20 protein-coding genes are annotated in these 25908 nt (G+C 68.6%); 6 read left to right on the forward strand and 14 right to left on the reverse strand.

The window, feature by feature from the left end:
* Positions 1-47: 47 nt before the first annotated feature.
* Positions 48-1313, reverse strand: a complete 1266-nt coding sequence (locus AC1DMQ_RS24745; RefSeq protein ID WP_477036189.1) for an MFS transporter — start codon at positions 1311-1313, stop codon at positions 48-50.
* Positions 1314-1382: 69 nt separating this feature from the next.
* On the opposite strand from AC1DMQ_RS24745, the gene AC1DMQ_RS24750 reads away from it, so the two are divergent.
* Together AC1DMQ_RS24750 and AC1DMQ_RS24755 are read left to right on the forward strand one after the other, a co-directional pair.
* Complete coding sequence (locus AC1DMQ_RS24750) at positions 1383-2024, forward strand: TetR/AcrR family transcriptional regulator (RefSeq protein ID WP_477036190.1); 642 nt, start codon at positions 1383-1385, stop codon at positions 2022-2024.
* Positions 2021-2707: a GNAT family N-acetyltransferase gene (locus AC1DMQ_RS24755; protein ID WP_477036191.1), complete on the forward strand. Its 687-nt coding sequence runs from the start codon at positions 2021-2023 to the stop codon at positions 2705-2707. Before AC1DMQ_RS24750 ends, AC1DMQ_RS24755 begins: the two co-directional genes overlap by 4 nt.
* Positions 2708-3096: 389 nt before the next feature.
* Here the strand turns inward: AC1DMQ_RS24755 and AC1DMQ_RS24760 are convergent, their stop codons facing one another.
* Positions 3097-5085 (reverse strand): OPT family oligopeptide transporter, encoded by a 1989-nt coding sequence (locus tag AC1DMQ_RS24760; RefSeq protein WP_477036192.1) that lies wholly within the window; start codon positions 5083-5085, stop codon positions 3097-3099.
* Between the two features lie 127 nt (positions 5086-5212).
* Complete coding sequence (locus AC1DMQ_RS24765) at positions 5213-5998, reverse strand: PhoH family protein (RefSeq protein WP_477036193.1); 786 nt, start codon at positions 5996-5998, stop codon at positions 5213-5215.
* A 315-nt stretch (positions 5999-6313) separates the two neighbouring features.
* Between AC1DMQ_RS24765 and AC1DMQ_RS24770 the strand changes: the two genes are divergently transcribed.
* Together AC1DMQ_RS24770 and AC1DMQ_RS24775 are read left to right on the forward strand one after the other, a co-directional pair.
* Complete coding sequence (locus AC1DMQ_RS24770) at positions 6314-6844, forward strand: gamma carbonic anhydrase family protein (protein ID WP_477036194.1); 531 nt, start codon at positions 6314-6316, stop codon at positions 6842-6844.
* Between the two features lie 125 nt (positions 6845-6969).
* The gene (locus AC1DMQ_RS24775) at positions 6970-9060 is read left to right on the forward strand and encodes an ATP-binding protein (RefSeq protein ID WP_477036195.1); all 2091 of its coding nucleotides are present in this window, start codon (positions 6970-6972) and stop codon (positions 9058-9060) included.
* Here AC1DMQ_RS24775 and AC1DMQ_RS24780 read toward each other — a convergent pair.
* Entirely contained in the window at positions 9057-9290 is a 234-nt protein-coding gene (locus AC1DMQ_RS24780; protein ID WP_477036196.1) for a CsbD family protein, read from the reverse strand. The two genes, AC1DMQ_RS24775 and AC1DMQ_RS24780, sit on opposite strands and share 4 nt — an antisense overlap.
* Positions 9291-9491: 201 nt before the next feature.
* On the opposite strand from AC1DMQ_RS24780, the gene AC1DMQ_RS24785 reads away from it, so the two are divergent.
* Complete coding sequence (locus tag AC1DMQ_RS24785) at positions 9492-10142, forward strand: glutathione S-transferase family protein (RefSeq protein WP_477036197.1); 651 nt, start codon at positions 9492-9494, stop codon at positions 10140-10142.
* Positions 10143-10334: 192 nt separating this feature from the next.
* On the opposite strand, the gene pflA is transcribed toward AC1DMQ_RS24785, so the two are convergent.
* From pflA to AC1DMQ_RS24835, 10 genes are all read right to left on the reverse strand, one after another.
* On the reverse strand, positions 10335-11195 hold the full coding sequence (gene pflA / locus AC1DMQ_RS24790; protein ID WP_477036198.1) for a pyruvate formate-lyase-activating protein: 861 nt from the start codon (positions 11193-11195) through the stop codon (positions 10335-10337).
* A gap of 1 nt (position 11196) precedes the next feature.
* Positions 11197-13458, reverse strand: a complete 2262-nt coding sequence (pflB, locus tag AC1DMQ_RS24795) for a formate C-acetyltransferase (RefSeq protein ID WP_477036199.1) — start codon at positions 13456-13458, stop codon at positions 11197-11199.
* 22 nt (positions 13459-13480) lie between these two features.
* Positions 13481-14755, reverse strand: coding sequence for an MFS transporter (locus AC1DMQ_RS24800; RefSeq protein WP_477036200.1), 1275 nt, complete (start codon positions 14753-14755; stop codon positions 13481-13483).
* Between the two features lie 12 nt (positions 14756-14767).
* Positions 14768-16366, reverse strand: a complete 1599-nt coding sequence (locus AC1DMQ_RS24805) for an L-serine ammonia-lyase (RefSeq protein ID WP_477036201.1) — start codon at positions 16364-16366, stop codon at positions 14768-14770.
* Between the two features lie 154 nt (positions 16367-16520).
* A complete protein-coding gene (locus tag AC1DMQ_RS24810) occupies positions 16521-17717 on the reverse strand; it encodes an acetate/propionate family kinase (protein WP_477036202.1) in 1197 nt (398 codons plus the stop codon).
* Positions 17718-17733: 16 nt separating this feature from the next.
* The gene (locus AC1DMQ_RS24815) at positions 17734-18708 is read right to left on the reverse strand and encodes a phosphate acetyltransferase (RefSeq protein ID WP_477036203.1); all 975 of its coding nucleotides are present in this window, start codon (positions 18706-18708) and stop codon (positions 17734-17736) included.
* Position 18709: 1 nt separating this feature from the next.
* Positions 18710-20185 carry an efflux transporter outer membrane subunit gene (locus AC1DMQ_RS24820; protein ID WP_477036204.1) on the reverse strand — a complete coding sequence of 492 codons (1476 nt, stop codon included), beginning with the start codon at positions 20183-20185 and terminating at the stop codon, positions 18710-18712.
* Positions 20186-20202: 17 nt separating this feature from the next.
* The gene (locus tag AC1DMQ_RS24825; RefSeq protein ID WP_477036205.1) at positions 20203-21330 is read right to left on the reverse strand and encodes an ABC transporter permease; all 1128 of its coding nucleotides are present in this window, start codon (positions 21328-21330) and stop codon (positions 20203-20205) included.
* A gap of 4 nt (positions 21331-21334) precedes the next feature.
* Entirely contained in the window at positions 21335-24079 is a 2745-nt protein-coding gene (gene rbbA / locus AC1DMQ_RS24830; protein ID WP_477036206.1) for a ribosome-associated ATPase/putative transporter RbbA, read from the reverse strand.
* Positions 24076-25209, reverse strand: coding sequence for an HlyD family secretion protein (locus AC1DMQ_RS24835; protein WP_477036207.1), 1134 nt, complete (start codon positions 25207-25209; stop codon positions 24076-24078). The genes rbbA and AC1DMQ_RS24835 overlap by 4 nt, the downstream gene beginning before the upstream one ends.
* Positions 25210-25536: 327 nt before the next feature.
* On the opposite strand from AC1DMQ_RS24835, the gene AC1DMQ_RS24840 reads away from it, so the two are divergent.
* Positions 25537-25908 (forward strand): MgtC/SapB family protein (locus AC1DMQ_RS24840; RefSeq protein ID WP_477036208.1); only part of this gene is annotated, 372 nt, incomplete at its 3' end.

The raw sequence follows: 25908 nt of genomic DNA on the forward strand, positions 1-25908 counted from the left end.
TCCCCCTATGGGGGAAGACGGTCGCGAAGCGACCCGTAGGGGGCAAGTCAGGCCGCGCTCACGACCAAGCTCCGCCGCACCATCAGCGACGCCCCAGCCGCCAGCAGTCCCGCGACGCCGGCGATCACGAAGGCCTCCAGATACTGCCCCTGCTGCGCGCGGATCACCCCCGCGCCGATCGCCGCCGTCGCGGCGCCGAGCTGGTGGCCCGCCCCGATCCAGCCGAACGCGATGGGCCCGTCGCGATCCCCGAACGCCTCGGTCGCCAGCCGCACCGTCGGCGGCACCGTCGCGATCCAGTCCAGCCCGTAGAACACCGCGAACACCGACAGGCTCATCAGCGAGAAGTCCGAGAACGGCAGGTAGATCAGCGAGAGCCCGCGTAGGGCGTAGTAGACGAACAGCAGCTTGCGTGGGTCGTAGCGGTCGGTCAGCCAGCCCGAGGCCGTGGTGCCGAACAGGTCGAACAGGCCCATCAGCGCCAACAGGCCGGCGGCCTTGACCTCGGGCAGGCCCCGGTCGCCGCAGAAGGCGATCATGTGCACGCCGATCAGGCCGTTGGTGGTCAGGCCGCAGATGAAGAAGCCGCCGAACAGCAGCCAGAAGGTGCGGGTCTTGCTGGCCCGGTGCAGGGCGCCGAACGCGGTCGCCAGGGCGTTCGAGGCCGAGCCCTTGGGCGGCGGGGTCCAGTCGTCGGGCGCGCCGAACGGACGCTGGCCGATGGCGTCGGGGCTCTCGGGGATCAGCAGCCAGCAGATCGGGGCCATGATCGCGGCGACGGCGGCCACGGTCAGCACCACCGGCCGCCAGCCGCCGTGGTCCGCGATCCAGGCCATGGCCGGCAGGAAGATCAGCGAACCCGTGGCCGTCGCCGCCGTCAGCAGGCCCAGCATCAGGCCGCGCCGCGCGACGAACCAGCGATTGACGATGGTCGCGCCCAGCACCATGGCCACCGCCCCGCTGCCCACGCCCGCCATCACGCCCCAGGTGGCCACGTAGTGCCAGGACTGGGTCATGAAGCTCGACAGCGCCGTCGAGACCGCCATCAGCAGCAGAGCCAGGCTGATCGTGCGCCGCACGCCGAACGACTGCATCAGCGCCGCCGCGAACGGTCCGGTCAGGCCGTAGAGGAAGATGCCGATCCCGGCCGCCAGCGAGATCGAGGCCCGGTCCCAGTGGAAGGCCTTCTCCAGCGGCAGGATCAGCACGCCCGGCGCGGCCCGGAGGCCAGCGGCCGACAGCAGCGCCAAGAAAGTCGCTGCTGCGACGACGAAGGCGTAGCGATTTCCCAGGGTGCGGCGAAGGATCTGCATGCGATGTAACCGATCGGTACGGGGCTTGTCGCCTTGCATACGTACCGGTAAGTAACATCGTCAAGCGCCATGGCCAAGAACGACGAGAAATCTTCGGGTTTGATCCCCGAACACCATCTGCCCTACGGTCCCGGACCGCGCGCGGCCGAGCGGATCTTCGAGACCGCGCGGGACCTGTTCTACCGCGAGGGCATCCGGGCGGTCGGGGTCGACGAGATCGTCACCAAGGCCGGGGTGACCAAGCCCAGCCTCTATCGCGGCTTCAAGTCCAAGGACGAGCTGGTGGCCGCCGTGCTGCGCGAGGTCGAGGTCGGGTTCTGGGGCCGCTTCGACGCGGCCGAGGCGGCGTTCCCGAACGATCCCAAGGCCCAGATGGTCGCCTTTTTCGAAGGCTTGGCCGCGCGTTCGGGCGGGGCCGACTATCGCGGCTGCGCGCTCAGCAACGCCGTGGTCGAGTATCCGGACCGCGACCATGCCGGCCGGGCCGTGGCCCAGGTGCACAAGCAGGACCTGCGCGCCCGGCTGCGGGCCAAGGCCGAGGCGATGGGCGCCTCCGATCCTGGCGGCCTGGGCGACGCGATGATGCTGCTGGTCGAGGGGGTGTTTACCTCCAGCCAGATGTTCGACGACGACGACAAGCCGGCCCTGGCCGTGGTCGGCGCGGTCAAGGCGTTGATCGGGGCCTATTGCTCCCCAACTGAGGGACGATGAGCGAGCATCCCCTCGATCGCGTGATCTGGAACGCCTTCACCAGCCGGCAGGCGCACTTGGCGCTGCGGGACGGCGGAGCCCTGCGGGTCGATCCCGACTTTGGCCTGTTCGTCGCCACGGCGGATCACGCGCCGGAGACCCTGGCCGCCCTTTCCCGCCTGGTGCACGCCCATCCGGGCGAGGTGGGCGTCGTCGAACGGTTCGACCCGCCGGCCGTTCCCGGCACGGAAGTGACGCGGCGCGCGGTGCTCAACCAGATGGTCGCCGAGACCCTGGCCGCGCCGAGGCCGGTCGATTTCGAGATCCTGCCCCTCGCTGACGTCGACGCGCCGGACATGCTGGCCCTGGCCACCCTGACCGCGCCCGGCCCGTTCTTCTCGCGCACCCATCAGTTGGGAGAATTCGTCGGCGTGAAGGTCGACGGCCGGCTGGTCGCCATGGCCGGCGAGCGCCTACGGCCCACGGGGTTCACCGAGGTCAGCGCCGTCTGCGCCCATCCAGACCATCGCGGCAAGGGCTATGCGGCGAAGCTGATGCTGCACGTGGCCCATAAGATCGTGGCGCGCGGCGAGACCCCGTTCCTGCACAGCTACGCCGACAACACCGGCGCCATCGCCCTATACGAGGCGCTGGGCTTCCGGTTCCGGTGCGAGCAGGTGCTGACGGTGCTGGCGCCGGCCTAGCCGATCCAGGCACGCCGAAGTTGTATTGAACAGGAGACCCGGCCCATATTCCTTTGAAAGCGGGCGGAGGGTTCATGCGGGTCGGATGGAAAGTTGCGGGTTTTCTCGTCGCTAGCGTAGTTGCGCTCGCCTCGGCATTCCTGATCGGGGGCGGCCGCTATCAAATGCTCGTCGGCATGGACCGTGTTCCAATGCGCCTCGATCGATGGACGGGAGAGATGATGGTTTGCACGACCCGGCTGTGCGTCATCTATCCCACACAGCGTCCAGAGCGCTTTCCGCCGCCACCGCCGGCATCGCCTTCGAACTCTCCGAAACTGTAGCGTTGAACAAAAAGGACCCGGAAAGCTCGCGCCCTCCGGGTCCCCGTCTCAATCAGATCAAGCCAATCAGCTCTGGATCTTGTTCGCCGACCGGCGGGCCCAGCCGTACAGCCCCACGACCACGACCGCCGCGGCGATCAGGGCGAAGATCATGCCCACGTGCTCGGACGGCGCGAAGGGCACCTCCAGGGGCGAGGCCTTCTGGGTGGCGACGATCAGCACGGCCAGGGCCACGTTGAACAGGCTCTCGCCGACGATGAAGCCCGAGGCGACCAGCACGCCCAGGCGCTTGGCCGGCTCGGCCATGCGGTCCTTGGCGACGACCTTCTCGTAGATCCAGCCGGCCAGGGCCCCGACCACGACCGGCGCGGTCACCGCGCTGGGCAGGTAGATGGCCAGGCCCACGCCCAGCGGCGGCAGGCTGAACCGGCCGTTGCTGGACTTGCGCAGGATGATGTCGACCAGCACCAGGCCCAGGCCGATCAGGGCGCCGTAGCCCAGCAGGGTCCAGTTCAGGTCGTGGGCGATCACGCCCTTGGCCAGGGTCGAGATCAGGGTCGCCTGCGGGGCGTCCAGCGGCGTGGCGCCGGCGACGGTGTTGAGGTTGGCCGCGCCCGAGAAGCCGTTCGACTGGTTCAGCAGCTCCAGCACGAAGGGGATCACGATCGCGCCGGCGGTGACGCCGATGACCAGGGCCACCTGCTGCTTCCACGGCGTGGCGTCGACCAGTTGGCCGGTCTTCAGGTCCTGCAGGTTGTCGTTGGCGACCACGGCCACGGCCAGAACCATGGTGGTGACATAGAGGGCGTAGGCGACCAGGGCCTTGGCGATGTCGGGGCCGATCACGCCGCGGCCGACGACGCCGACCATCAGCGAGGCGCCCAGCACGGTCAGGATGGCGATGCCCGAGACCGGGCTGTTGGACGAGCCGATCAGGCCGGCCATGTAGCCGCAGACGGCGGCGGCCAGCAGGCCGGCGATCAGCACGTAGCCGATGCCGATGGCTACCAGCGGCGCGGCCAGGCTGGCGATCGGGCCGCCGGTCAGGAAGTGGGCCAGGAACCAACCGGCCGGGGCCAGCAGCAGCAGCGACACCAGGCCGACGATGCCGATCGGGATGTCCTGTTCGGTGCGCGGGATCACCGCGCCGCCGACCTTGCGGGCCTTGTTGGCCTCGAAGGCCGACATCAGGCCGGCCCAGATCGGCAGGGCCAACTTGCCCAGGGTCCAGATGGCGGCGGCGCCGATAACGCCGGCGCCCATGAACCGCACCTCGGTCTTCCAGACGGTCAGGGCGTGCTTGGCGACGTCGGCGCCGGGCATCGGATGCAGGCTGGTCATGACGGGGACCAAAACGCCCCAGGCGATGGCCAGGCCGGCGAACATGGCGACGCCGACGGTGATGCCCATCAGGTGGCCCGCGCCCATCAGGGCCAGCGAGCTGGAGGCGCCCAGGCCGGTCGCGCCGGCCCCGGCCTTGAAGTAGCCCGCCACTTCGGCGGCGAAGATCTTGGCGGCGGCCAGGGCGGCGAACAGAGCCGAGGCGACGGTGCCCAGCACCACGGCGACGAGACCGAACACGCCCTCGGCGGCGCCGGCCCGCGACCCGGTGCCGACCTTCAGCACCTCGGCGGCGGCGACGCCCTCCGGATAGGGCAGGTCGGAATTGGTCACCAGCGCCCGGCGCAGCGGGATGGTGTACATCACGCCCAGGATCCCGCCGACGAGACAGGCGCCGAAGGTGGCCAGGAACGGCACCTTGCTCCACCAGCCGATCATCAGCAGGCCCGGCAGGACGAAGATCACCGACGACAGCGTCCCCGCCGCCGAGGCGATGGTCTGGACGATGTTGTTTTCCTGGATCGTGCCGGTGCGGAACAGCCGCAGCAGGGCCATCGAGATGACGGCGGCCGGGATCGAAGTGGCGAAGGTCAGACCGACCTTAAGACCCAGATAGACCTGGGCCATCGTGAAGATGACGGTGATGGCGATCCCGAGAAGGACCCCTCGGATAGTGAACTCCGAACGAGGAGTCGCGGCGGCGTCGGACGACATGAAGGGTCCCAAAACAGTTAAGGCGGTCGGACCTTGCACGTCCGACCGCCCCAAACTCAAGTGTTGTTCCGCATTTTCGCGTTTTGCGGGTCGGCGCTACCCTTCAGAGCGCCTTTTCAGGAAGGCTTCAGAGAACGCCCAGCATTTCGGCGACCAGCGGGTGGCGGACGATGTCGCGGTCGGCCAGACGGACCACCGCGATGTTCTCGAGCGCCTCGAACTTCTCGGCCACGTCGCCCAGGCCCGAGATGCCCGGCAGCAGGTCCGACTGGTTCGGGTCGCCCGTGACCACCATGGTCGAGTTCCAGCCCAGGCGGGTCAGCAGCATCTTCAGCTGCATGTAGGTGCAGTTCTGGGCCTCGTCGATCACCACGAAGGCGTTGTTGAGCGTGCGGCCGCGCATGAAGCCGACCGGCGCGATCTCGATCGCCCCCTCGGCCATCAGGGCGCGCATCCGCTTGACCGACAGACGGTCGCTCATGGCGTCGTAGAGCGGGCGCAGATAGGGAGCCAGCTTCTCTTCCATGTCGCCCGGCAGGTAGCCCAGCGACTCGCCGGCCTCGACGGCGGGACGCGACAGCACGATGCGGCCGACCTTGCCGGCCTCCAGGGCTTCGACGGCCTTGGCGATCGCGATGTAGGTCTTGCCGGTGCCCGCCGGACCCAGCGCCATGATCAGGTTCTTGTCGTCGATCGCCTCCATCAGGCTGGCCTGGCCTGGCGATTTGGGTTTGATCGTTTTGAGGTAACTCTGGTCCCGGTCCTCATGCCCCGGATTGCCCAACGGCGACCAAGCTTGGCGATGCTCCACCGGCAGGCGGCGCACCTTGGCGTCGTCGTCGTAACGGCCAGCGTCGTTCGCGCCTTCGCGCACCATCCGCTTGAGAGCTCGCTTGGTCATGTAAGCCTCCATTCAGGCATGAAAAAAGGACGTGGCCGAATGGCGACGTCCTTGGAGCAGGTGGGGAGGAGAAAGACAGAGACGCGAGCGCGGCCGGGCGGTTCGGAGCTTGCCCCCGAAGGCGGTAATGTACGCCCAAACCCCAAAACCGACACCCAAGGTCTCCGTCGTCGGGAGGCCGTGATCGATGATCGAGCACGGCTCGGATACGAGAAGAATGTCTCCCGATATGGGAGTGTTCCCCCTCGAATCGCACAAACACAATGGGGCGAGCATGGTTTATGAGCCGTTAAGGCTTTGCCCGATTTTAGAACACGAGGTGTACGGATGACTGTCTATTCCTTGGGCGCCACAGATCCCTCGCTTCCCGCGGATGGCGAATATTGGATCGCGCCCAGTGCCTCGGTGATGGGAAACGTCATCATGCGGAAGAACTCGAGCATTTGGTGGGGTGCAATAGTTCGCGGCGACAACGATCCGATCGAGATCGGCGAGAACAGCAACGTCCAAGACGGCTCAGTACTGCACACCGACGTCGGCAGCCCGCTGACCATCGGGGCGAACGTGACAATCGGCCACATGGTGATGCTTCACGGCTGCACGATCGGCGACGGCTCGCTGATCGGCATCGGCTCGATCATCCTGAACGGGGCCAGGATCGGGAAGAACTGCCTGATCGGCGCCGGCGCCCTGATCACCGAGGGCAAGGAAATCCCCGACAATTCGATGGTCATGGGCGCGCCCGGCAAGGTCGTGCGCGAAATCGGCGAAGGCCACGCCCTGATCCTGCAGGCCTCGGCCCTGCACTATGTCGAGAACTGGAAGCGATACCGGGCTGAATTGATGCGGGTCGACTAGGGCGTGACAGCCGAAAGCGGATGCCGGTCTCGGCGCCCGTTACGTCCCGGCCTCCGATACGTCGGCAGCCCGACTTAATAAAATACCGACGGTTTGCGTTCATCCTTAAGGCCATGGCCTGGGAAATGCGTATCGCGGCGAACCCGAGACGAGTTTGGAACCCGGCGCACCAACGCCTGGCGGTGCTGACGCTCGCCTACGCCGGGTGCATGGCCTACAGCCTGTTCCTGGCCGGCGCCGCCCAGCGCATCCCGACGATCTGGACCGCCAACGCCGTGCTGATCGGCGGCCTATTGCTGCTCAACCGCCGGCAAGGCCTGGCCCTTCTGGGCCTGACCGCCGTGGTCCATGTGCTGATGGAGCTGTCGGTCGGCGACTCGCCCCGGTTCGTGCTGACCGTCACCGTGCTGGACGTCCTGCAGACGGCAACGACGGCGGCCGTGCTGCGGCTGATGCATCTGCCGATCCGCGTGCGCTCGATGCGCGGCTTCCTGGCCCTGATGGCCGCCGCGACCGCGCTGACCGCCGCGAGCGCGATCGTCGTCAACGGCCTGCTGTCGATGAGCTTCGGCGGCCCGTTCCTGCGCGCCTGGAGCGAATGGACGACCTCCAACGTGCTGGGCGTGGCCATCGCTCTGCCGACCCTGCTGATCCTGTTCGACCGCCGTCACCGCGAGAGCTTCCGCATCAGTACGCTGGAGTCCGTGCTGGTCCTGGCGCTGGTGCTGGCCACCGCCGTGACCGTGTTCACCGCCGACGCCTCGCTGCAGGTGCTGTTGTTCGCGCCCGCCCTGCTGGCGGTGTTCCGCGGCGGACCGCGCGCGGCGGCGGTGCTGGTGACCGGCTCACTGGCGGCGACCATCCCGGCGATCCTGCACAAGACCGGCCTGAACCCCGTCGCCGCCGTGCCGCCGCTGCGCGAGGCCCAGATCTTCCACCTGGTGCTCTATGCCGTCTGCCTGGCCGCCGCCCTGGCGCTGAGCCGCCAGTCGCGCCTGCAGGCCCTGCTGGTCCGCCGCCAGGCCGTGGCGCGGGCCGCCCAGGCCAAGGCCCAGGCCGCCAACCAGGCCAAGTCGGACTTCCTGGCCACGATCAGTCACGAGATCCGCACCCCGCTCAACAGCATCATCGGCTTCGCGGCCCTGGTCAGTGACGACCCCGACCTCTCGCCCGAGAGTCGTCGTCGCCTGGACCTGGTCGGCAGCGCCGGCCGCTCCCTGGCCGAGATCGTCAACGACCTGCTGGACTTCGCCAAGGTCGAGGCGGGCCGTCTGGACCTGGCCCTGGCCCCCGTCTCGCCCGCCGACTTGCTGGCCGACGCCGTCGCCATCGTCACCCCGGCCGCCCAGGCCAAGGACCTGCCGCTCGCGGTGACCGTCGAGACGACCGGTGAGGGCGACGAGGCCGCCCTGCTGGCCCTGGACGAGACCCGCCTGCGCCAGGTGCTGCTGAACCTGCTGGCCAACGCGCTGAAGTTCACCGCCCAGGGCGAGGTCGCCGCGCGGCTGACGATCGGCCCGGGTCCCGGCGACCTGCGCTTCGAGATCAGCGACACCGGCATCGGCATCGCGCCCGACGTCCAGGCCCGCCTGTTCCAGCGCTTCAGCCAGGCCGACAGCTCGATCAGCCGCGGGTATGGCGGCGCGGGGCTGGGCTTGGCGATCAGCAAATCCCTGGTCAGCCAGATGGGCGGGCAGATCGGCGTCGCCAGCACGCTCGGCGAGGGTTCGCGGTTCTGGGTGGCGTTGTCCGCCGAGGTCGTCGCCCGGCCGGAGCCCGCGACGCCCGCGCCAGCCGAGCTGGAGGCGACCCGCCCCGCCCGCGTGCTGCTGGTCGATGATCATCCGATGAACCGCGAACTGGGCCACGCCCTGCTGACCCTGGCCGGCTGCGAGGTCACCACGGCCGACGACGGCGCCCAGGCCCTGGCGGCCGCGCGCCTGGACGACTTCGACCTGATCCTGATGGACGTCCACATGCCCGGCATGGACGGCCTGGCCGCCGCCCGCGCCATCCGCGCCCTGCCCGGTCCGCAAGGCTCGGTGCCGATCATCGCCCTCAGCGCCGACGTCCTGCCTGAACAGATCGCCCGCTGCCGCCAGGCCGGCATGGACGACCACGTCGCCAAGCCGATCCGCCGGGAGGACCTGCTGGCCGCGGTTTCGCGAGCATTGGGGATGGACCGTGGAGAGACGACTCGGACGCGGGCCAGCTAGTCCTTGGCGTCCTTGACCGCGCCCTTCAGGTCGCCTTGCTTGACGCCGCCGACGACCTTGTCTTCCTTGCCCTGCTTCTTCAGGTCCTTGTCGCCGATGACCTTGCCGACTCCGGACTCGACCTTTCCCACGGTCTCCTGCTTGCGCCCGGCCTCCTTGTCGCAGGCGCTCAATCCCGCCACCGCGATCATGAACGTCAAGGCAAGGCAAAGGGGGCGAAGCTGGCTCATGGTCGAAAACTCCGTTGGAAGGGGATGCGGCCAGGGCGGCCAGACGCCTTCAACGCAAGCGGAGCCATAACGATCCAGAGGTTCGCCTCCTCGGCGTGGACGCCCACCGTGACGCCCACCGTGCGCGATAAAGATTCGAGCGCATGTCGTGACGGCCTCCCGTCGTTCGTCGTCTAGATACCTGGACCTCGGAGAAAGACGATGAGCCCCACCATCACCGCCTTCAAGACTTCGCCCGATCGCGGCCGTGGCCTGGCGCGCGACATGTCGGTGCGCTGGGCGCTCGAGGAAGTCGGCCAACCCTATGACGTGCGGCTCGTCACCTTCACGGAAATGAAGGAGCCCGCGCATCGCGCGATCCAGCCCTTCGGTCAGATCCCCACCTATGAGGACGGCGAGCTGACGCTGTTCGAGTCGGGCGCCATCGTGCTGCACATCGCCGAGCGCCATCCGGGCCTGTTGCCGGACGACGCCAACGCCCGGGCGCGCGCGGTCGCCTGGATGTTCGCCGCGCTCGTCACGATGCAGCCGCCGATCGTCGAGCACGGCATGGCCTCGCTGTTCGAACGCGACAAGCCCTGGTTCGAGGACCGCCTGCCCGGCCTCGAGCAACAGGTCCGCGCCCGGCTGGGCGACCTTTCCAACCGCCTCGGCGACGCAGAATGGCTCGACGGCGCGTTCAGCGCCGCCGACATCGCGATGGTGACCGTGCTGCGCAGGCTGGGGTCGTCAGGCCTGGTCCAGGACTATCCGAACCTGGCCGCCTACGTCGCCCGCGCCGAAGCGCGCCCCGCCTTCAAGCGCGCGTTCGACGCTCAGCTGGCGGTGTTCAACGCCGCCTCGGCAGGCTGACGTTGTCGACGCGGGCTGTGTTCATTGGTCGTGGAGTTGAGCAACACCTCGGGAGCTGACGGGGAGACGTAGGATTTGTCGAGGGATAGCGCCGAGATCGCCGCCTCCAGACTGATGTCAGCATCGGATTTCAGGACGTAGCCCCGCGCCCCTGCCGCCAGACCACTACTGACGGTCTCGTCGTCATCGCGGCTAGTAGGCGTTCAGACCAGCGGCACGGAAGACGTTGACCGCGGCCTCGACCTGTTCGGCGGAGGGCGGCTGAGTGGCCTCCAGGGTGTAGTCCAAGCCGAGCCGGGCCCACTTGTAGGCGCCCATCTGATGGAAGGGCAGAACCTCGACCCGTTCGACCACGCCCAGGCCAGCGGCGTAGTCGGCGAGCGCGGCCATTTCGCCGGGAACGTCCGTCAGACCGGGCGCCAGCACGAAGCGCAGCCACATCGGCCGCCGCAACCGCGCCAGCCGCTGGCCGAAAGCGATCACCCGGGAATTATCCGCCACTCCAGTGACCCGCTCGTGCTGCTCGGGCGTGAAGCCCTTCATGTCCAGCAGGACCAGGTCGATGGTCCCCAGCTCCTCGTCGGACAGGCGCTCGGAATAGAAGCCGTTGGTCTCGATCGCCGTGTGCACCTTCATCGCCTTGGCCGCGGCGAACAGTCGGACGGCGAAGCGGGCCTGCATCAGGGGCTCGCCGCCCGACAGCGTGAGGCCGCCGCCCATCACCTTCAGGCCGTGGGCGTAGGACCGCAGCTCCTCCACCGCCCGCTCCAGGGGCAGGGGCAGGCCGTTGGTCATCGTCCAGGTGTCGGGGTTGTGGCAGAAGCGGCAGCGGAACATGCAGCCGGCCAGCCAGGCCACCAGCCGAATCCCCGGCCCGTCCACCGCCGAGCCGGTGGTGAACGAGTGCAGGAAGCCGATCTCGCCGGTGGCCAGGCCGGTGCGGAGGGTCATCTCCGGCACGTGCCGGCTGAGCCCGACCCGCAGCTCGAACTCGTTCCTGGCCTCCAACGCGGGAACTTCGTGCTGGTCGGCCGTGTCCCCTGCCCCGGCCATCTCAGGCCCCGTGGAAGGTGCGGTTGATCACGTCCATCTGCTGCTCGCGCGTCAGCCGCACGAAGTTCACCGCGTAGCCCGAGACCCGGATCGTCAGACTGGGGTATTTTTCCGGGTGGTCCATGGCGTCGATCAGCGTCTCCTTGTTCAGGACGTTGACGTTCATGTGGTAGCCGGTCGATCCGAAGAAGGCGTCCAGGATGCCGGTCAGATTGGTGATCTGGTCGTCGGGCGTCCGGCCCAGGCCGCTGGGGACCAGCGTGGTGGTCAGGGAGATGCCGTCCTCGGCGTCGCGATAGGGGATCTTGGCGACCGAGGCGGCCGAGGCGTGGATGCCGTGGCTGTCGCGGCCGTGCATGGGATTGGCCCCCGGCGCGAAAGGATCACCCTTGCGCCGGCCATCAGGCGTGTTGCCGGTCGCCCGGCCGTAGACCACGTTCGAGGTGATGGTCAGCACCGACTGGGTGTGCTTGGCGTTGCGGTAGGTCGGGTGCTTGCGCAGCTTCTCCATGAAGGTGCTGATCAGCCACGAGGCCAGGTGGTCCACCCGGTTGTCGTTGTTGCCGAAGGTCGGGAACTCGCCCTCGGTCACGTAGTCGACGACCAGGCCGGTCTCGTCGCGGACGACCTTCACCTTGGCGTGCTTGATCGCCGAGAGGCTGTCGGCCACCACCGACATGCCGGCCACGCCGAACGCCATGGTCCGGAACGGCGCGTAGTCGTGCAGCGCCATCTCGATCCGCTCGTAGGCGTACTTGTCGTGCATGTAGTGGATGACGTTCATGGCGCTGACATAGGTCTCGGCCAGCCAGTCCATCATCCGCTCATAGCGGTCCAGGATGTCCTCGAACTCCAGATAGTCGCCCTGGACCGGCTCGAAGGGCGGGCCGATCTGCTTGCCGCTGACCTCGTCGCGACCGCCGTTGATCGCGTAGAGAAGGCACTTGGCCAGATTTGCGCGCGCGCCGAAGAACTGCATCTGGTGGCCCATCCGCATGGGCGAGACGCAGCAGGCGATGGCCCCGTCGTCGCCCCACTCGCGGCGCATGATCTCGTCGCTCTCGAACTGGATCGAGCTGGTGTCGATCGCCACCTTCGCCGTGAAGCGGCGGAAGCCTTCCGGCAGGCGCGGCGAGTACCAGATGGTCAGGTTGGGCTCGGGCGCGGGACCCAGGTTGTAGAGGGTCTGCAGGAAGCGGAAGCTGTTCTTGGTGACCAGCGGACGCCCGTCGTCGCCCAGGCCGCCGATCGACTCGGTCACCCAGGTGGGATCGCCCGAGAACAGGTCGTCGTACTCCGGCGTCCGCAGGAAGCGCACGATCCGCAGCTTGATCACGAAGTCGTCGATGATCTCCTGGGCCTGGCTTTCGGTCAGGGCGCCGGACGCCAGGTCGCGCTCGAAATAGATGTCCAGGAAGGTCGAGGTGCGGCCCAGCGACATGGCCGCGCCGTTCTGCTCCTTCACCCCGGCCAGGTAGCCGAAATACAGCCACTGGGTCGCCTCGCGGGCCGTGGTCGCAGGGCCGGAGATGTCGAAACCGTACTTGGCCGCCATCACCTTCAGCTCGGCCAAGGCGCGGATCTGTTCGGACAGCTCCTCGCGGTCGCGGATGATCTCGTCGGTGGACCAAGCGTCGTCGAGCGCGGCCTTTTCCGCCTGCTTGGCGTCGATCAGCCGGTCGACGCCGTAAAGCGCCACGCGCCGGTAGTCGCCGATGATCCGCCCGCGTCCATAGGCGTCCGGCAGACCGGTCAGGACGTGCGAGGACCGGCAGCGTCGGACGTTCTCGGTATAGGCGTCAAAGACCCCCTCGTTATGGGTCTTGCGATACTTGGTGAAGGTCTCGACCACCGCCGGGTCGGGCGTATAGCCGTAGGTCTGCAGCGAGGTCAGGACCATGCGGAAGCCGCCGTTGGGCATGATCGCCCGCTTCAGCGGCGCMTCGGTCTGCAGGCCGACGATGACCTCCAGGTCCTTGTCGATATAGCCGGCCTCGTGGGCGACGATCGTGCTGGGGATCTGAGAGATATCCAGCACGCCGCCCTTCTCCCGCTCCTTGGCGAACAGCGCCTGAAGTCGCGTCCAGATCGCGTTGGTGCGCTCGGTGGGCCCCGCCAGGAAGGCTTCGTCGCCGTCATAGGGCGTGACGTGCTGTTGGATGAAGTCGCGCACGTCGATCTCGCGCGACCACAGGCCGGGCGCGAAGGGCGGCGGCTTCCGTTCTGTCGTAGCGGGAGGGGGCTTGGAAAGGGTGTCGCTCATGCGCTCCTCCGAGGGGGCAGGATCAGGCGGGACTTGCGGTGACGGGCGGCGGCGTGACGGACCGAGCCCCTGCCCCGGTCTCCTTCAGGAGCAGGGTCAGCAGCACCGCCAGGGCCACGCCGTAGAGCAGCGGCGAGAAGGCCGCCTGATAGTGTTCCAGCTCGCGCGGGCCGCCGCTCGACGCCTTCAGCAGCAGGCCGCCGAACACCGGCCCCAGCAGGGCCGAGAACGAGAAGTTGATGAAGTTGACCACCCCCGTGGCCGTGCCGCTATGCTCGGGGCGGTTGGCTTCCTTGATCACCGTGTACGGCAGCATGGCCGCGCCCGAGGCGATCCCGGTGACCAGGCCCAGGACGAAGGGCGGGAAAACGCCCGGCGGTCCGTAGAGGATCATCGCCAGGCAGGCGGTCAGCACCAGACCCGAACCGACGATCACCGGCTTGCGGCGTCCCATCCGGTCCGACAGCAGGCCGGCCAGCGGACAGCCGATGATCCAGCCGAACGGCACCGAGGCCGAGCGCAGGACGGCCACGCCGTAGGGCATGTCGTGCGCCTCCTGCAGGAACCGTACGCCCCAGGTCATGTCGAAGATGGTGGTCGGGATGAAGAACAGGCCCGAGATCAGGCCGCACAGGATCGACTGCGGATTGGACGCCACCGCCCATATGGCCGAGGCCGCCGCGCCCGCCCAGTTGCGGTTGCCGACCTTGCGGCCGCGCGGCATGACCAGGAACAGCAGGCCCGCGATGATCGCGCCCGCTACACCCATGGCCGCCCAGAACCAGTTCCAGCTGACCCCGCCGGCGATCGCCGGCCCCACCAGGAACTGGCCCGCCGAGCCGCCGGCCATACCGAACATCTGGGTGACGCCGATCAGGGTCGCCGCCTTCGAGGCGGGGAAGTTGGTGGTGGCGATATAGGCCGCGCCGATCAGGGCGAAGACCCCGCCCATGCCCTGCAGCAGCCGTCCGACCGCCGCGATGTTGGGGTCCCCGGTGGCGAACAGCAGCGCGCCCGCCGCCACGATCGCGCAGCCCAGCGGCACGACGGCGCGCGCGCCCAGCTGATCCATGGCCACGCCGGCCACCAGGCTGAACGGCGCGTAGGCGTAGTAGAACAGGCCCACCAGCGTGGCGAGCCCCGCAGTCGACAGGCCCAAGGCGTCGGACAGCTGCGGCATCATCACCGCCGGCGCCGAGCGCAGGACGTACTGGTAGAAGTAGAAGATGGAGGTCGCCAGCCAGGCGACGACGATCACGCCGCCCGCGGCTCCCGTACTGGCGATCCTCCGCTCCATCTTCGCCTCAACTCAGCACAAGGTGACGGACACGGCGAGACCGCCTTCGGAGGTCTCCTTGTACTTGGAGTTCATCTCCTTGGCGGTCAGGGCCATGGCGTCGACCGTGCTGTCGAAGTCGACCCGGCGGTTGATCGGGACCTCGTTCGTGGCGATCAGGTAGCCGGTCCAGGCCTTCACCGCCCCGAACGCGCAGCGTTCGATGCAGGGCACCTGGACGAAGCCCGCCAGCGGGTCGCAGGTCATGCCCAGATGGTGCTCCAGCGCCCCCTCGGCGGCGTTGGCCGCCACCTGGGGCGGGTCGCCATAGGCCTGGGCGATCGCCGCCGCGCCCATGGCCGAGGCCACGCCGATCTCGGCCTGGCAGCCACCCTCCGCCGCGGACAGGGTCGCGTTGTGCTTGCAGAGATAGCCGATGACCAGGCCGGCCAGCAGGGCCTCGCGCAGCTTGTCCTTGGACATCTTCGCCCCCGCTGGACCCAGCGAGTAGATGACGGCCGGCAGCACCCCGGCCGAACCGCCGGTGGGGGCGGTGATGACCAGGTGGCCGCGGGCGTTCTCCTCCGAGCCCGCCAGGGCGTAGGCCGAGACCAGGGCGATGGCCTTGCGCGCGGTGCCTTCCTGGGTCTGGGCGCTGATGTAGACGTCGTGGGCCTTGGTCTTCAGCTTGATCGGTCCGGGCAGGGTCGAGGTCGGGGCGGCCAGACCGGTCTTCACCGTGGCGTCCATGGCCCCCAGGATCTTGTCGAGGAAGGCGTTGACGTCGGCCTCGCTGTGGCCGGTGATGGCCACCTCGTTGGCCATGGCCAGCTGGGCCAGCGAGATGTTGTCGCGCTTGCAGTGGGCCAGCGCCTCGCTGATCCGCGCATAGGGATATTTCGGCGGGTTCTTCTTGGGAGGCTCATAGCCCTTCCACTCGATGAAGCCGCCGCCGACCGAATAATATTCCTGCTCCAGCAACACCTTGTCGCCGGCCATCAGCTTGCAGGTCATGGTGTTGGGGTGGTGGAAGTCGCCCTTGGGGGCGTCGTAGATCACATCCTTCAGCGAGACGTTGATGGTCTTGGCGCCCAGCGTCACCGGGAAGGTCTGGTTGGGATTGGCCGCCAAGCCGTCGAGGAAGGCCGGATCGACCGTGGCCGGCTCCATGCCGATCAGGCCCGCCAGCGCGGCGCGCTCGGTGCCGTGGCCCTTGCCCGTGGCGCTCAGGCTGCCGAACAGGTTGACCTTCAGGGCCGTGGCCGTGGCCAACTGCTCCGGCGACAGCTTGATGGCGCGCTTGTAGAAGTCGTAGGTGATCCGCATCGGCCCGATGGTGTGTGACGAGGACGGGCCGGGGCCGACCTTGTAGAACTCCTCGGCCGTGGTCATCACCGGCCCCTTGGACTTCTTGACCACGTTGAGGTTGGGATCGAGCGCGACCTTCGCGCCGGCCGCGCCGCCCGGCGACTTGGCCGGGATGTTGGAGATGTCCTTGGGCTGACAGCCGGTCAGCGCGCCGATCGACAGCGCCAAGGCGCTGCGCATCATGAAGGCGCGGCGGTCCGATCCAATCGGAGGGTCACGCGTGTCGAGTTCGGGGACGATCGCCCCGTCCGCCGTCCTGTCCATCGTCTTCCCTTTTCGCAGAGGGGCCGCCGAAGGCGCCCTTCCTTCGTTAAGCGGACAGTGTCCGGCCGCGCTTGCGGTCAGGCCATCAGGGTAAGACCCGAGATCGTCCTCTCTGAACCCTCGGAGCGTCCCTCGGAGGAAATGCGAAGGATTCTCAAGCGACTTCGGGCGCCAGGCTCAGCAGCGCCGCGGTGTGGCGGGCGATCATCCGCTCTTCGTCGGTGGGCACGATCCAGGCGGCGGCGCGCGAGCCCTCGCGGCTGATGCGCCGCGCCGCGCCGCCGGGGCGGTTGGCGACCTCGTCCAGCTCCAGCCCCAGCCATCCGCAGGCCCGGACGATCTCCTCGCGCGCCTGGGCGTCGTTCTCGCCGATGCCGCCGGTGAAGACCAGGCCGTCGATCCCGCCCAGGGCGGCGGCCATCGAGCCGATCTCGCGCACCACCCGATAGACGAACAGGCCCACGGCCTCCATCGCATGGGGCTCGGACGAAGCCCGCAAGGCGCGCATGTCGGACGAGATCCCGGAGACGCCCAGCAGGCCCGAGCGCTTGTAGACCAGGTCCTCCAGCGCCCGGGCGTCCATGCCGTAGGCGTCCATCAGGTGGATCAGCACCCCGGGATCCAGGCTGCCCGAGCGGGTGCCCATCACCAGCCCGTCCACGGCCGTGAAGCCCATGGTGCTGGCCATGCTGCGTCCATCCCGGATCGCGCACAGGCTGGCGCCGTTGCCCAGGTGGGCGACGATGATCCGACCACGGACCAGGTCGGGCGCCAGCTCGCTCAGGCGCGAGGCGACGAACTCGTACGACAGGCCGTGAAAGCCATAGCGCTGCACGCCCGCCTCGTGGAAACGGCGCGGCAAAGCGAACATCTGGGCCAGCGGCGGCTGGCCGCGATGGAAGGCGGTGTCGAAACAGGCGACCTGGGCGATATGCGGCGCGCCTTCGGCGATCGCCTCGATCGGCGCCAGGTTGTGCGGCTGATGCAGGGGGGCCAGGGGCTCCAGTTCGCGCAGGGCGGCGATCACCGAGGCGTCGATCCGCACCGGCTGGGCGTAGGCCCGGCCGCCGTGCACCACCCGATGGCCGACTCCCAGCACCGGACGGCCGTCGATCCGCTGGATCGAGGTCGCCAGCACCTCATGCGTGGCGGCGGCGTGGTCGAAGCCCTCGGCCGGCCAGCTGCGTTCCTCCAGCGGCTCGCCTAGCGGGTCCTTCACCACCAGTCTTGGCGAGACGCCGATGCCGTCCAGCTGGCCCTTGAACAGCAGGGCCTCGCCGGGCGCGGCGTCGTAGACGGCGAACTTCAGGCTCGACGAGCCGGCATTGAGGACCGCGAGACAGGCGCTCATTGGAGGCGTCTCCCCGTCAGACGATGGCGGCCGAGGCGCGGCGCGCGGCGCCCAGCAGGGACGCCACCGCGCAGGAGGCCAGCCGGGTCAGCTTGGCGTCGGCTCGGCTGGTCAGGATGATCGGCACGCGCGCGCCCAGCACGATCCCCGCCGCGTCGGCGTCGGAGAGGAAGGACATGCACTTGGCCAACATGTTTCCGGCTTCCAGGTCCGGCACGACCAGCACGTTGGCGCGCCCCGCCACCGGCGAGACAATGCCTTTGATGGCGGCCGCCTCGGCGCTGATGGCGTTGTCCAGCGCAAGGGGGCCATCGAGCAAGGCGCCCCTGATCTGGCCTCGGTCGGCCATCTTGCACAGGGCGGCCGCCTCGATGGTCGAGGGGACCTTGGGATTGACCGTCTCCATGGCGCTGAGGATCGCCACCCTCACCTCTCCCTCGCCCTCCTTGAGGACCAGGGCCATGTCGATGGCGTTCTGGACGATGTGGATCTTGTCCTCGAGCGTCGGGATGATGTTGATCGCCGCGTCGGTCACCACCAGCGGCGTCGGATAGCCGGGGATATCCATGATGAAACAGTGGCTGATCCGCCGGGCGGTGCGGATGCCGGTCTCGCGGGCGACCACCGCCCCCATCAATTCGTCGGTATGCAGGCTGCCCTTCATCAGGGCCTCGGCGCGCCCGGACCGGACCAGCGCCACCGCCTTGGCGGCGCTGTCGTGGCTGTGTTCGGCGTCGACCAGCTCGAACGGCGTGATGTCCAGCTTGCCGGCGGCCGCCACCTCGACGATGCGCGCGGCGGGCCCGACCAGGATCGGCTCGATCAGCCTCAGCCGCGCCGCCTCGATGGCGCTGTCCAGCGAGACGTGATCGCAAGGATGAGCCACGGCCGTGACGAGGGGCGGCTCCTTCTGGGCGCGGGCCAGCAGGCGCTCGAACTTCTGGTGAGTGCGACCGCCACCGGCCTTCGGGCCGCCGAGGGTGTCGGACATCTCAACGCCCTCCCGTCGCCGCGACACTCTGTGGCTTGGTCCATTGGTCATCGGTCAGTTGCCAGCCACCGCCCAGCGCCTTGTAGAGATTGACGACCGCGATCAGCTGGTCGCGCTGAGTCTGGGCCAGGGCGTCCTCGGCGGGAAACAATTGCTGCTGGGCTTCCAGCACCTCGAAATAACCGGCGCGGCCGGTGTCGTAGCGGGTCTGGGCCAGGTCGACCGAGCGGCGCAGCGAGGCGATCTGGCGCTCTAGCGCCGCGCGGCGGGCGTCGAGGGTGCGTTGGGCGGCCAGGGCGTCGGCCGTCTCGCCCAGGGCGACCAGGGCGGTGTGGCGGTACTGGGCGACGGTCTCATCCCAATAGGCCTTGCGGTTGTTGTAGATCTCCTCCAGCCGGCCGCCGGTGAAGATCGGACCGGCCAAGCCCAGGCCGACCGAGCCCACGCCGAAGGTTCCGCTGTCGCCGCTGACGTCGGCGCCGACCAGGCCGGCCAGGGCCGACAGGCCCAGCCGCGGGAACTTGTTGGCCACCGCCACCCCCATTTCGGCATTGGCCCGCATCATGCCCTGCTCGGCCGCCCGGATGTCGGGACGACGCTGCAAGAGGTCGGTCGTGGCGCCCACCGGGGCATCGGGCAGGGTCTGGGCCTCCAGCGCCTTGCCGCGCGGGATCGGTCCGGGCGGCGCGCCCATCAGGACGCTGAGGGCGTTCTCCTGCACGGCGATCCGCCGCCGGATCTCCTCGATCCGGGCCTCGGACGCGTCGCGGTTGGCCCGCGTGCGCTCGACCGGCAGGCGGCTGTCGCGGCCGGCCTCGAAGCGCTGGTTGAAGATGTCAAAGGTGGCGCCGTAGGTGCGGGTGCTCTCCTGGGCGATGGCGATCTCGCGGTCCAGTTCCAGCAGGCGGAAATAGCCCTCCGCCACGTCGCTGGTCAGGGTCAGCAGGATCCCGCGCCGGATCTCTTCCTGTTGCAGCAGGCTGGCCTGGGTCGCCTCGTTGGAGCGCTTGATCCGGCCCCACAGGTCGAACTCCCAGGAGAAGTCGAGGGCCGCGCCCAGGCTGCCGAAGCCGGTGGTGTCGGGACCGCCGTTGTCGTCCGGCGAGAAGGTGGACTCCGCGCCGACATTGCCGCGATAGCCCACCTGCGGCTTGCTCTGCGAGGCCGAGACCCCCACCAGGGCCCGCGCTTGGGCGATGCGGGCGATCGAGACCTGCAGATCCAGGTTGTTGGCCAGGGTCCGGCCGATCAGCCCCTGCAGGGTGGGATCGTCGAACACCGCCCACCACGGCAGGTCGGCCAGGGACGCGGTCTGGGACGCGGTTTGGGCGGCCGAGACCGGGGCCGGCGCGTCGCGATAGGCCGACGGCAGGGCCACTTCGGGCCGGACATAGTCGGGTCCCACGACCTTGCATCCGGTGGTCGCCAGAACCCCCACGACCAGGGCGACAGTTGCGCTTGTACGGAGCGGGCTCATCTTCGAAAGGACCCTTCTCACTTGACCGCGGCCAGCATTTTTCTGAACCGCGACAGGGTGTAGACGCTGTAGGCGCCGCCGATCAGGAACATCTTCAGCAGCGACGGCCAGACCATCTCCGGCGTCGCGTCCCGGAACAGGACCGCCTGCGAAAAGGCGACGAAATGGGTCGAGGGCACGAACTGCATGATCTTCTGCAGCACCATCGGCATGCTCTCGAGCGGGGTCTGCCCGCCCGACAACAGGCTCATGACGATGTAGACGGGGAAGGCCAGCAGCCCGAACTGCGGCATCGAATTGACGATCGTCGCCAGCATGATGCCCAGGGCCGTGACCGAGAACAGGTAGACGCCCAGGCCCAGGGCGAACAGCGGGATCGAGCCGGCGATCGGCACTCCGATCGCGCCCTTCACCACCAGGAACAGCGAGGCCATGGCGGCCAGGATCACGACCATGCCGTTGGCCCAGATCTTGGCGAACATCAGCTCGAACGGCCGCAGCGGCATGACCAGCAGGTGCTCGATATTGCCATGCTCGCGCTCGCGCAGCACCGCCGCCCCGGTCAGGAAGATCGCCAGCACCGAGATGTTGTTGATCACCTGGTTCACCGCCACGAACCAGCTCTGCTGCATGTTGGGATTGAAGCGGGCCCGGGTCTCCAGGCTGACCAGCGGCTGGTTGGCCGGATCGGTGCGGCCGGGCCAGAGATTGTAGACAGTGCTCTCGATGATCTGCTGGATGTAGGAGGGCCCCCTGCCCGCCTGGCTCATCGCGGTGGCGTCGGTCACGACCTGAACGGTGGGCGGATTGTTGTTGATGATGTCCGCCTCGAAGTCGGGCGGGATGTCGACCACGAAGGTGTAGAGCCCGCGGTCCATGGCGTGGTTGATGTCGCCGAAGCCGATCTCCTGGGCGGGCAGGAACAGCGGCGGCAGCATGGCGTCGCGGACCAGGCGCGAGGCCTTGGAGTCGTCCTCGTTGACGATGGCGATCGAGGCGTTGATCACGTCCATCACCGCGCTCTTGGCGGGGGTGTAGACCGAGAAGGTGAAGACGTAACCGATCAGGAACAGCAGCACCGGATCGCGCGCCAGGCTGAGCAGCTCCTTCAGGCCAAGCTGGAAGATGTGCCAGACGGCGCGCATCGCATCAGGCCTCCTGCTTCTTCAACAGCACGACCGACAGTGCGAAATAGACGAAGGCGATCACGCCCAGCGCCAGCACGTTGGGCCAGAGGGCGGCCATGCCCAGGGCCTTGGTGAACGTGCCGACGCTGACGGCCTGGAAGTAGGTCGAGGGGAAGATCTTGGCCGCGATGGCCGCGCCGCCGGTCAGCGACGAGACCGGCACGAACATCCCCGAGAACTGCACCGCCGGCAGGATCGAGATGATCGCGGCCGCGAAGATGGCGGCGGTCTGGGTAGCGGCGAAGACCGAGATCAGCAGGCCAAAGCCCGTGCTGGCCATGACGTAGAGCAGGCCGCCCAGCGCCAGGACGGCGATGCTGCCCTTGATCGGCACGCCGAACACGAACACCGCCAGCGCCACCAGGGTGAGGAACTGGACCAGCGAGACCACCACATAGGGCAGTTGCTTGCCCAGCAGGAACTCGGTCCGGCTGGCCGGGGCGGCGTAGAAGTTGGCGATCGAGCCCAACTCCTTCTCCCGCACCACCGCCAGGGCCGTCAGCATGCTGGGGATCAGCATGATCAGCAGCATGATGTCGCCCGGCACCATGGCGTAGACGCTGAGGAAGGCCTGGTTGTAGAGCGCCCGGGCGTTGATCTTCACCGCCGCCTGGGCGGGGGGCAGGCCCTTCTGCTTGCGAAATTCGGTGTCGTGGGCCTTGTGCGCGGCCTCGATATAGCCGCGCGTGGTCTCGGCGCGGAACGGCACGGCGGCGTCGATATGGGCCTGCACGGTGGGCTGGCGTCCCTGCTGCAGGTCGCGCTGGAAGCCGGACGGGATCTCCAGGGCGAAGCGCAGTTCGCCGTTGCGCAGGCGTCGGTCGCGATCGGCGTAACTGTAGAGCGGCGCCTTCTCGTCGAAATAGATTGATCCTCGATAGGTGTCCGAATAGGCCCGGCTGGCGGGGGTGTTGTCGTAGTCGAGGATCGAGAAGGTCAGGTTCTCGACGTCCAGCGAGATGCCGTAGCCGAAGACGATCATCAGCAGGATCGGTCCGATGACGGCGAAGATCAGACGCACCGCGTCGTGCTGCAGTTCGATCGCCTCGCGACGGGCGAAGGCCCAGACCCGGCCGACGCTGAAGCCCTTGGGCGGGACCGAGTGGCCCAGGTCCGCCGGCGGCTCCGAGGCCGGCGCGGCCGAGGCGTCCGCCGCCCCGCCCAGCTCCTCGGCCGCCTCTTCCAGATAGCCGATGAACGCGGCTTCCAGGTTGGGCGCGCCGCGCTCGGCGACCAGGTCGGCGGGCCGCCCCTGGGCCAGCACCTTGCCCCGGTGCATCATCGACATCCGGTCGCAGCGCTCGGCCTCGTTCATAAAGTGGGTCGACAGGAAGATGGTCACGCCGCGCTCGCGCGACAGGCGGATCAGCAGCTCCCAGAAACCGTCCCGGGCCACCGGGTCGACGCCGGACGTCGGCTCGTCGAGGATCAGCACCTCCGGCTCGTGCAGCACCGCCACCGCCAGAGACAGGCGCTGGCGGATGCCCAGGGGCAGGCTCTCGGCCAGCGTGTCGGCCACCTCTTCCAGCCCGAAGTCGTCGATCAGCTCGGCGACCCGCGCCTGGCCCTTTTCGGGCGACAGGTCGAACAGATGGGCGTGCAGCATCATGTTCTGCCGCACGGTCAGCTCGGTGTAGAGCGAGAAGGCCTGCGACATGAAGCCGACGCGACGGCGGGACTCGATATCGCCGCCCTTGACGGCCTTGCCGAACAGCAGCGCCTCGCCCTCGCTGGGCGGCAGCAGGCCGGTCAGCATCTTCATGGTCGTGGTCTTGCCGCAGCCGTTGGAGCCGAGGAATCCGAAGATCTCGCCCTGCTCGATGCGGAAATTGACGTGGTCGACGGCGGTGAAGGCTCCGAACTTCTGGGTCAGGCCGTGGGACTCGATGGCCGGCGGACCTTCCGACGACACCCAGGGGGTGATCACCGGCTCCTTGTGGCCGCGCGTCTGCTCCTCGGGCAGCAGGCGGACGAAGGCGCGCTCCAGGGTGTCCTGGCCGGTGCGCTGGCGCAGCTCCTCGGCGGTGCCGGTGGCCATCACCTGGCCGGCGTTCATCGCCACCAGCCACTCGAAACCCTCGGCCTCGTCCATGTAGGCGGTGGCCACCATGACGCTCATCTGCGGACGGCGGCCGCGGATGCGTTCGATCAGCTCCCAGAACTGGCGGCGGGCCAGGGGATCGACCCCCGTCGTCGGCTCGTCCAGGATCAGCAGGTCGGGGTCGTGGATCAGCGAGCAGCACAGGCCCAGCTTCTGCTTCATCCCGCCCGACAGCTTGCCCGCCGGCCGGTCGCGGAACGACGTCAGGTCGGTGCTCCACAGCAGGTCGTCGATCCGCCAGGCCCGCTCCTCGGCGGGCTGCCCGAACAGGCGGCCGAAGAAGTCGATGTTCTCGTAGATGGACAGGGTCGGATACAGGTTCTTGCCCAGGCCCTGCGGCAGGTAGGCGATCCGCGCCGCGACGCTGTTGCGGAAGTGCACGTCGTCGATGTCACCGCCCAGCACCTCGACCTCGCCGGACTGCATCTTGCGCACCCCTGCCAGGATCGCCAGCAGGGTCGACTTGCCCACCCCGTCCGGCCCGATCAGGCCGATGGTCTTCTGGGCGGGGATGTCGAGGCTGACCCCATCCAGAGATGTCACCTTGCCGTACTTGTGGGTGAGATTCCGGATGCTGGCGACGTGTTCCAAAACCGGGGGATTCATTTCGGCGCCGCCGTCGCGGCGCCCGTGCTCTGCCAGAGGTTGGCCGGCGGCGAAGCGGTTCCCTGGATCCGCTCGGGCCAGGGGGCCTTCTCGTCGAAGCGCACATAGCCCATGCCGGGCAGGCCCGACTTCACCAGCGGTTCGTACTGCCGCAGCCGCTCCTTGGGCACCTGCAGCTTGACCCGAAAGGTCAGGTTGTGGCGCTCCTCGGCGGTCTCCACCGTCTTGGGCGTGAACTGGGCGGCGGGCGAGACATAGGAGACGACGGCCCGCACCGGATACTGCTGGGCGGCGTCGAGCACGATGCGCGCCTCCGAGCCCAGGCGGACCTTGCCGGTGATCTTCTCGGGCAGGAAGACGTACATGTAGACGTCGGCCAGATCGAGCAGCGAGAACACCCGGCCGCCAGCGGGCAAGACCTCGCCGGGCTCGGCCAGGCGGGTCTCGATCCGCGAGCGGATCGGCGCCACCAGCACCGCGTCGGCGATCTCGGCCCGCAGCCGGTCGGCCGTCGCCTTCGCCGCGTCGATCGCCGAGGACGCCTGGACCACGCCGGCCTGGGCGCCGGTCAGTTCCGCCTGGCCCGACAGCATGTTGGCGGTGTCGGTCTCGGCCTCGCGGCTGCTCACCGCGCCGGTCTTGACCAGCGCCTTGGAGCGAAGATTCTGCAGGGCCGCGAAGTTGTACTCGGCGCGCCGGACCGCCACCTGGGCCGTCGCGACGCGGCGCGCGTCCTCGGCGGCGGAGATCTGAGCCTCGGCCTCGCGCAACTGGGCCTCGAGGGCGGAGGTATCCATTCGGGCGACGACCTGCCCCGCCTCGACGGTGGCGCCCTCGTCAGCCAGCATTTCCTTGACCCGACCGGGGTACTTCGTCGCGACGTAGATCTCGTTGGCCTCCAGCCGACCGTTGCCTCCGGCGAAGCCCGGCGGCAGGTCTGGCCGCGTCATGTAGATGTAGGCCCCGACACCCGCGGCGATCACCACCACGGCCGCCACACCGATCAGCAGCGGACGCCGCGACTTGGGCGCCGGCTTTGGCCCTGGGGATTTGGGCCCAGGCGGCTGGGAGCCAGGCGGCTGGGACTTGGTGTCTTGGCCCAAGCGGCTGACCGCGGCTGGTTCGGGCATTGCATCAACCTCGCCGAATGTTTCTCCGAGGCTATGCCTGCGGTTCGGCGGGGCGATATCCGGTGAACTACCAAGCTCCCCTTGCCATCGACCGGGCGCAGCGATGTTGAGGTGGCCGCCAGGGATGACCACCAAGATGGATCATCTCCAGGCAATCACGGCGCGCCCCGGAGGCACGCCGCTTTCCGTCTGGATTGAGCGAGGCGCTGACGGCGCCGTTCCACGCGGTGCGGTTCGGGGTTTTGTCGGATTGTTTGTCCGGTCACGGAGCGGAAACTTGGGGGCGAGAGCCGGCTGACACGCCAGGCGCGCTCGGAGCCGAACCCCTTGGACCCGCTTCTGCTGAACCTTCTGGTCGCGCTGGGCGTGGGCCTGCTGATCGGGACGGGCCGCGAGCACGCCTCGGGCCACCCGGGCGCCCCGACCGACGCGGGCGTGCGCACCTTCTCCATCGCCGCCCTCGGTGGCGCCGTGGCGGTCGCCAGCGGCGGCGTCCTGCTTCTGGCGGTCCTGAGCTCGCTCATCGCCGCCCTGGTGGGCCTCAGCTACTGGCGCAACCGCGAGCAGGAGGGGCCCGGCCTGACGACCGAGTTCGCGATCCTGCTGACGGTGCTGGCCGGCGGCCTGGCCATGAAGGCCCCCTCGGCCGCCGGCGCGGTGGGCATCGTCACCGCCCTGCTGCTGTCCAGCCGCGAGCGC

It is taken from the genome of Caulobacter sp. 05L422, from assembly GCF_056397765.1.

Excerpts from the sequence above, each read along its gene's own strand:
- AC1DMQ_RS24780 (WP_477036196.1), bottom strand. The coding sequence starts at position 9,290 with ATGAGCCAGCTTCGCCCCCTTTGCCTTGCCTTGACGTTCATGATCGCG.
- AC1DMQ_RS24815 (WP_477036203.1), bottom strand. The coding sequence starts at position 18,708 with ATGTCCGACACCCTCGGCGGCCCGAAGGCCGGTGGCGGTCGCACTCAC.
- AC1DMQ_RS24810 (WP_477036202.1), bottom strand. The coding sequence starts at position 17,717 with ATGAGCGCCTGTCTCGCGGTCCTCAATGCCGGCTCGTCGAGCCTGAAG.
- rbbA (WP_477036206.1), bottom strand. The coding sequence starts at position 24,079 with ATGAATCCCCCGGTTTTGGAACACGTCGCCAGCATCCGGAATCTCACC.
- AC1DMQ_RS24800 (WP_477036200.1), bottom strand. The coding sequence starts at position 14,755 with ATGGAGCGGAGGATCGCCAGTACGGGAGCCGCGGGCGGCGTGATCGTC.
- AC1DMQ_RS24750 (WP_477036190.1), top strand. The coding sequence starts at position 1,383 with ATGGCCAAGAACGACGAGAAATCTTCGGGTTTGATCCCCGAACACCAT.
- AC1DMQ_RS24835 (WP_477036207.1), bottom strand. The coding sequence starts at position 25,209 with ATGCCCGAACCAGCCGCGGTCAGCCGCTTGGGCCAAGACACCAAGTCC.
- AC1DMQ_RS24820 (WP_477036204.1), bottom strand. The coding sequence starts at position 20,185 with ATGAGCCCGCTCCGTACAAGCGCAACTGTCGCCCTGGTCGTGGGGGTT.
- AC1DMQ_RS24770 (WP_477036194.1), top strand. The coding sequence starts at position 6,314 with ATGACTGTCTATTCCTTGGGCGCCACAGATCCCTCGCTTCCCGCGGAT.
- AC1DMQ_RS24760 (WP_477036192.1), bottom strand. The coding sequence starts at position 5,085 with ATGTCGTCCGACGCCGCCGCGACTCCTCGTTCGGAGTTCACTATCCGA.
- AC1DMQ_RS24785 (WP_477036197.1), top strand. The coding sequence starts at position 9,492 with ATGAGCCCCACCATCACCGCCTTCAAGACTTCGCCCGATCGCGGCCGT.
- AC1DMQ_RS24825 (WP_477036205.1), bottom strand. The coding sequence starts at position 21,330 with ATGCGCGCCGTCTGGCACATCTTCCAGCTTGGCCTGAAGGAGCTGCTC.
- AC1DMQ_RS24805 (WP_477036201.1), bottom strand. The coding sequence starts at position 16,366 with ATGGACAGGACGGCGGACGGGGCGATCGTCCCCGAACTCGACACGCGT.
- pflA (WP_477036198.1), bottom strand. The coding sequence starts at position 11,195 with ATGGCCGGGGCAGGGGACACGGCCGACCAGCACGAAGTTCCCGCGTTG.
- AC1DMQ_RS24765 (WP_477036193.1), bottom strand. The coding sequence starts at position 5,998 with ATGGAGGCTTACATGACCAAGCGAGCTCTCAAGCGGATGGTGCGCGAA.
- AC1DMQ_RS24755 (WP_477036191.1), top strand. The coding sequence starts at position 2,021 with ATGAGCGAGCATCCCCTCGATCGCGTGATCTGGAACGCCTTCACCAGC.
- AC1DMQ_RS24745 (WP_477036189.1), bottom strand. The coding sequence starts at position 1,313 with ATGCAGATCCTTCGCCGCACCCTGGGAAATCGCTACGCCTTCGTCGTC.
- AC1DMQ_RS24775 (WP_477036195.1), top strand. The coding sequence starts at position 6,970 with ATGCGTATCGCGGCGAACCCGAGACGAGTTTGGAACCCGGCGCACCAA.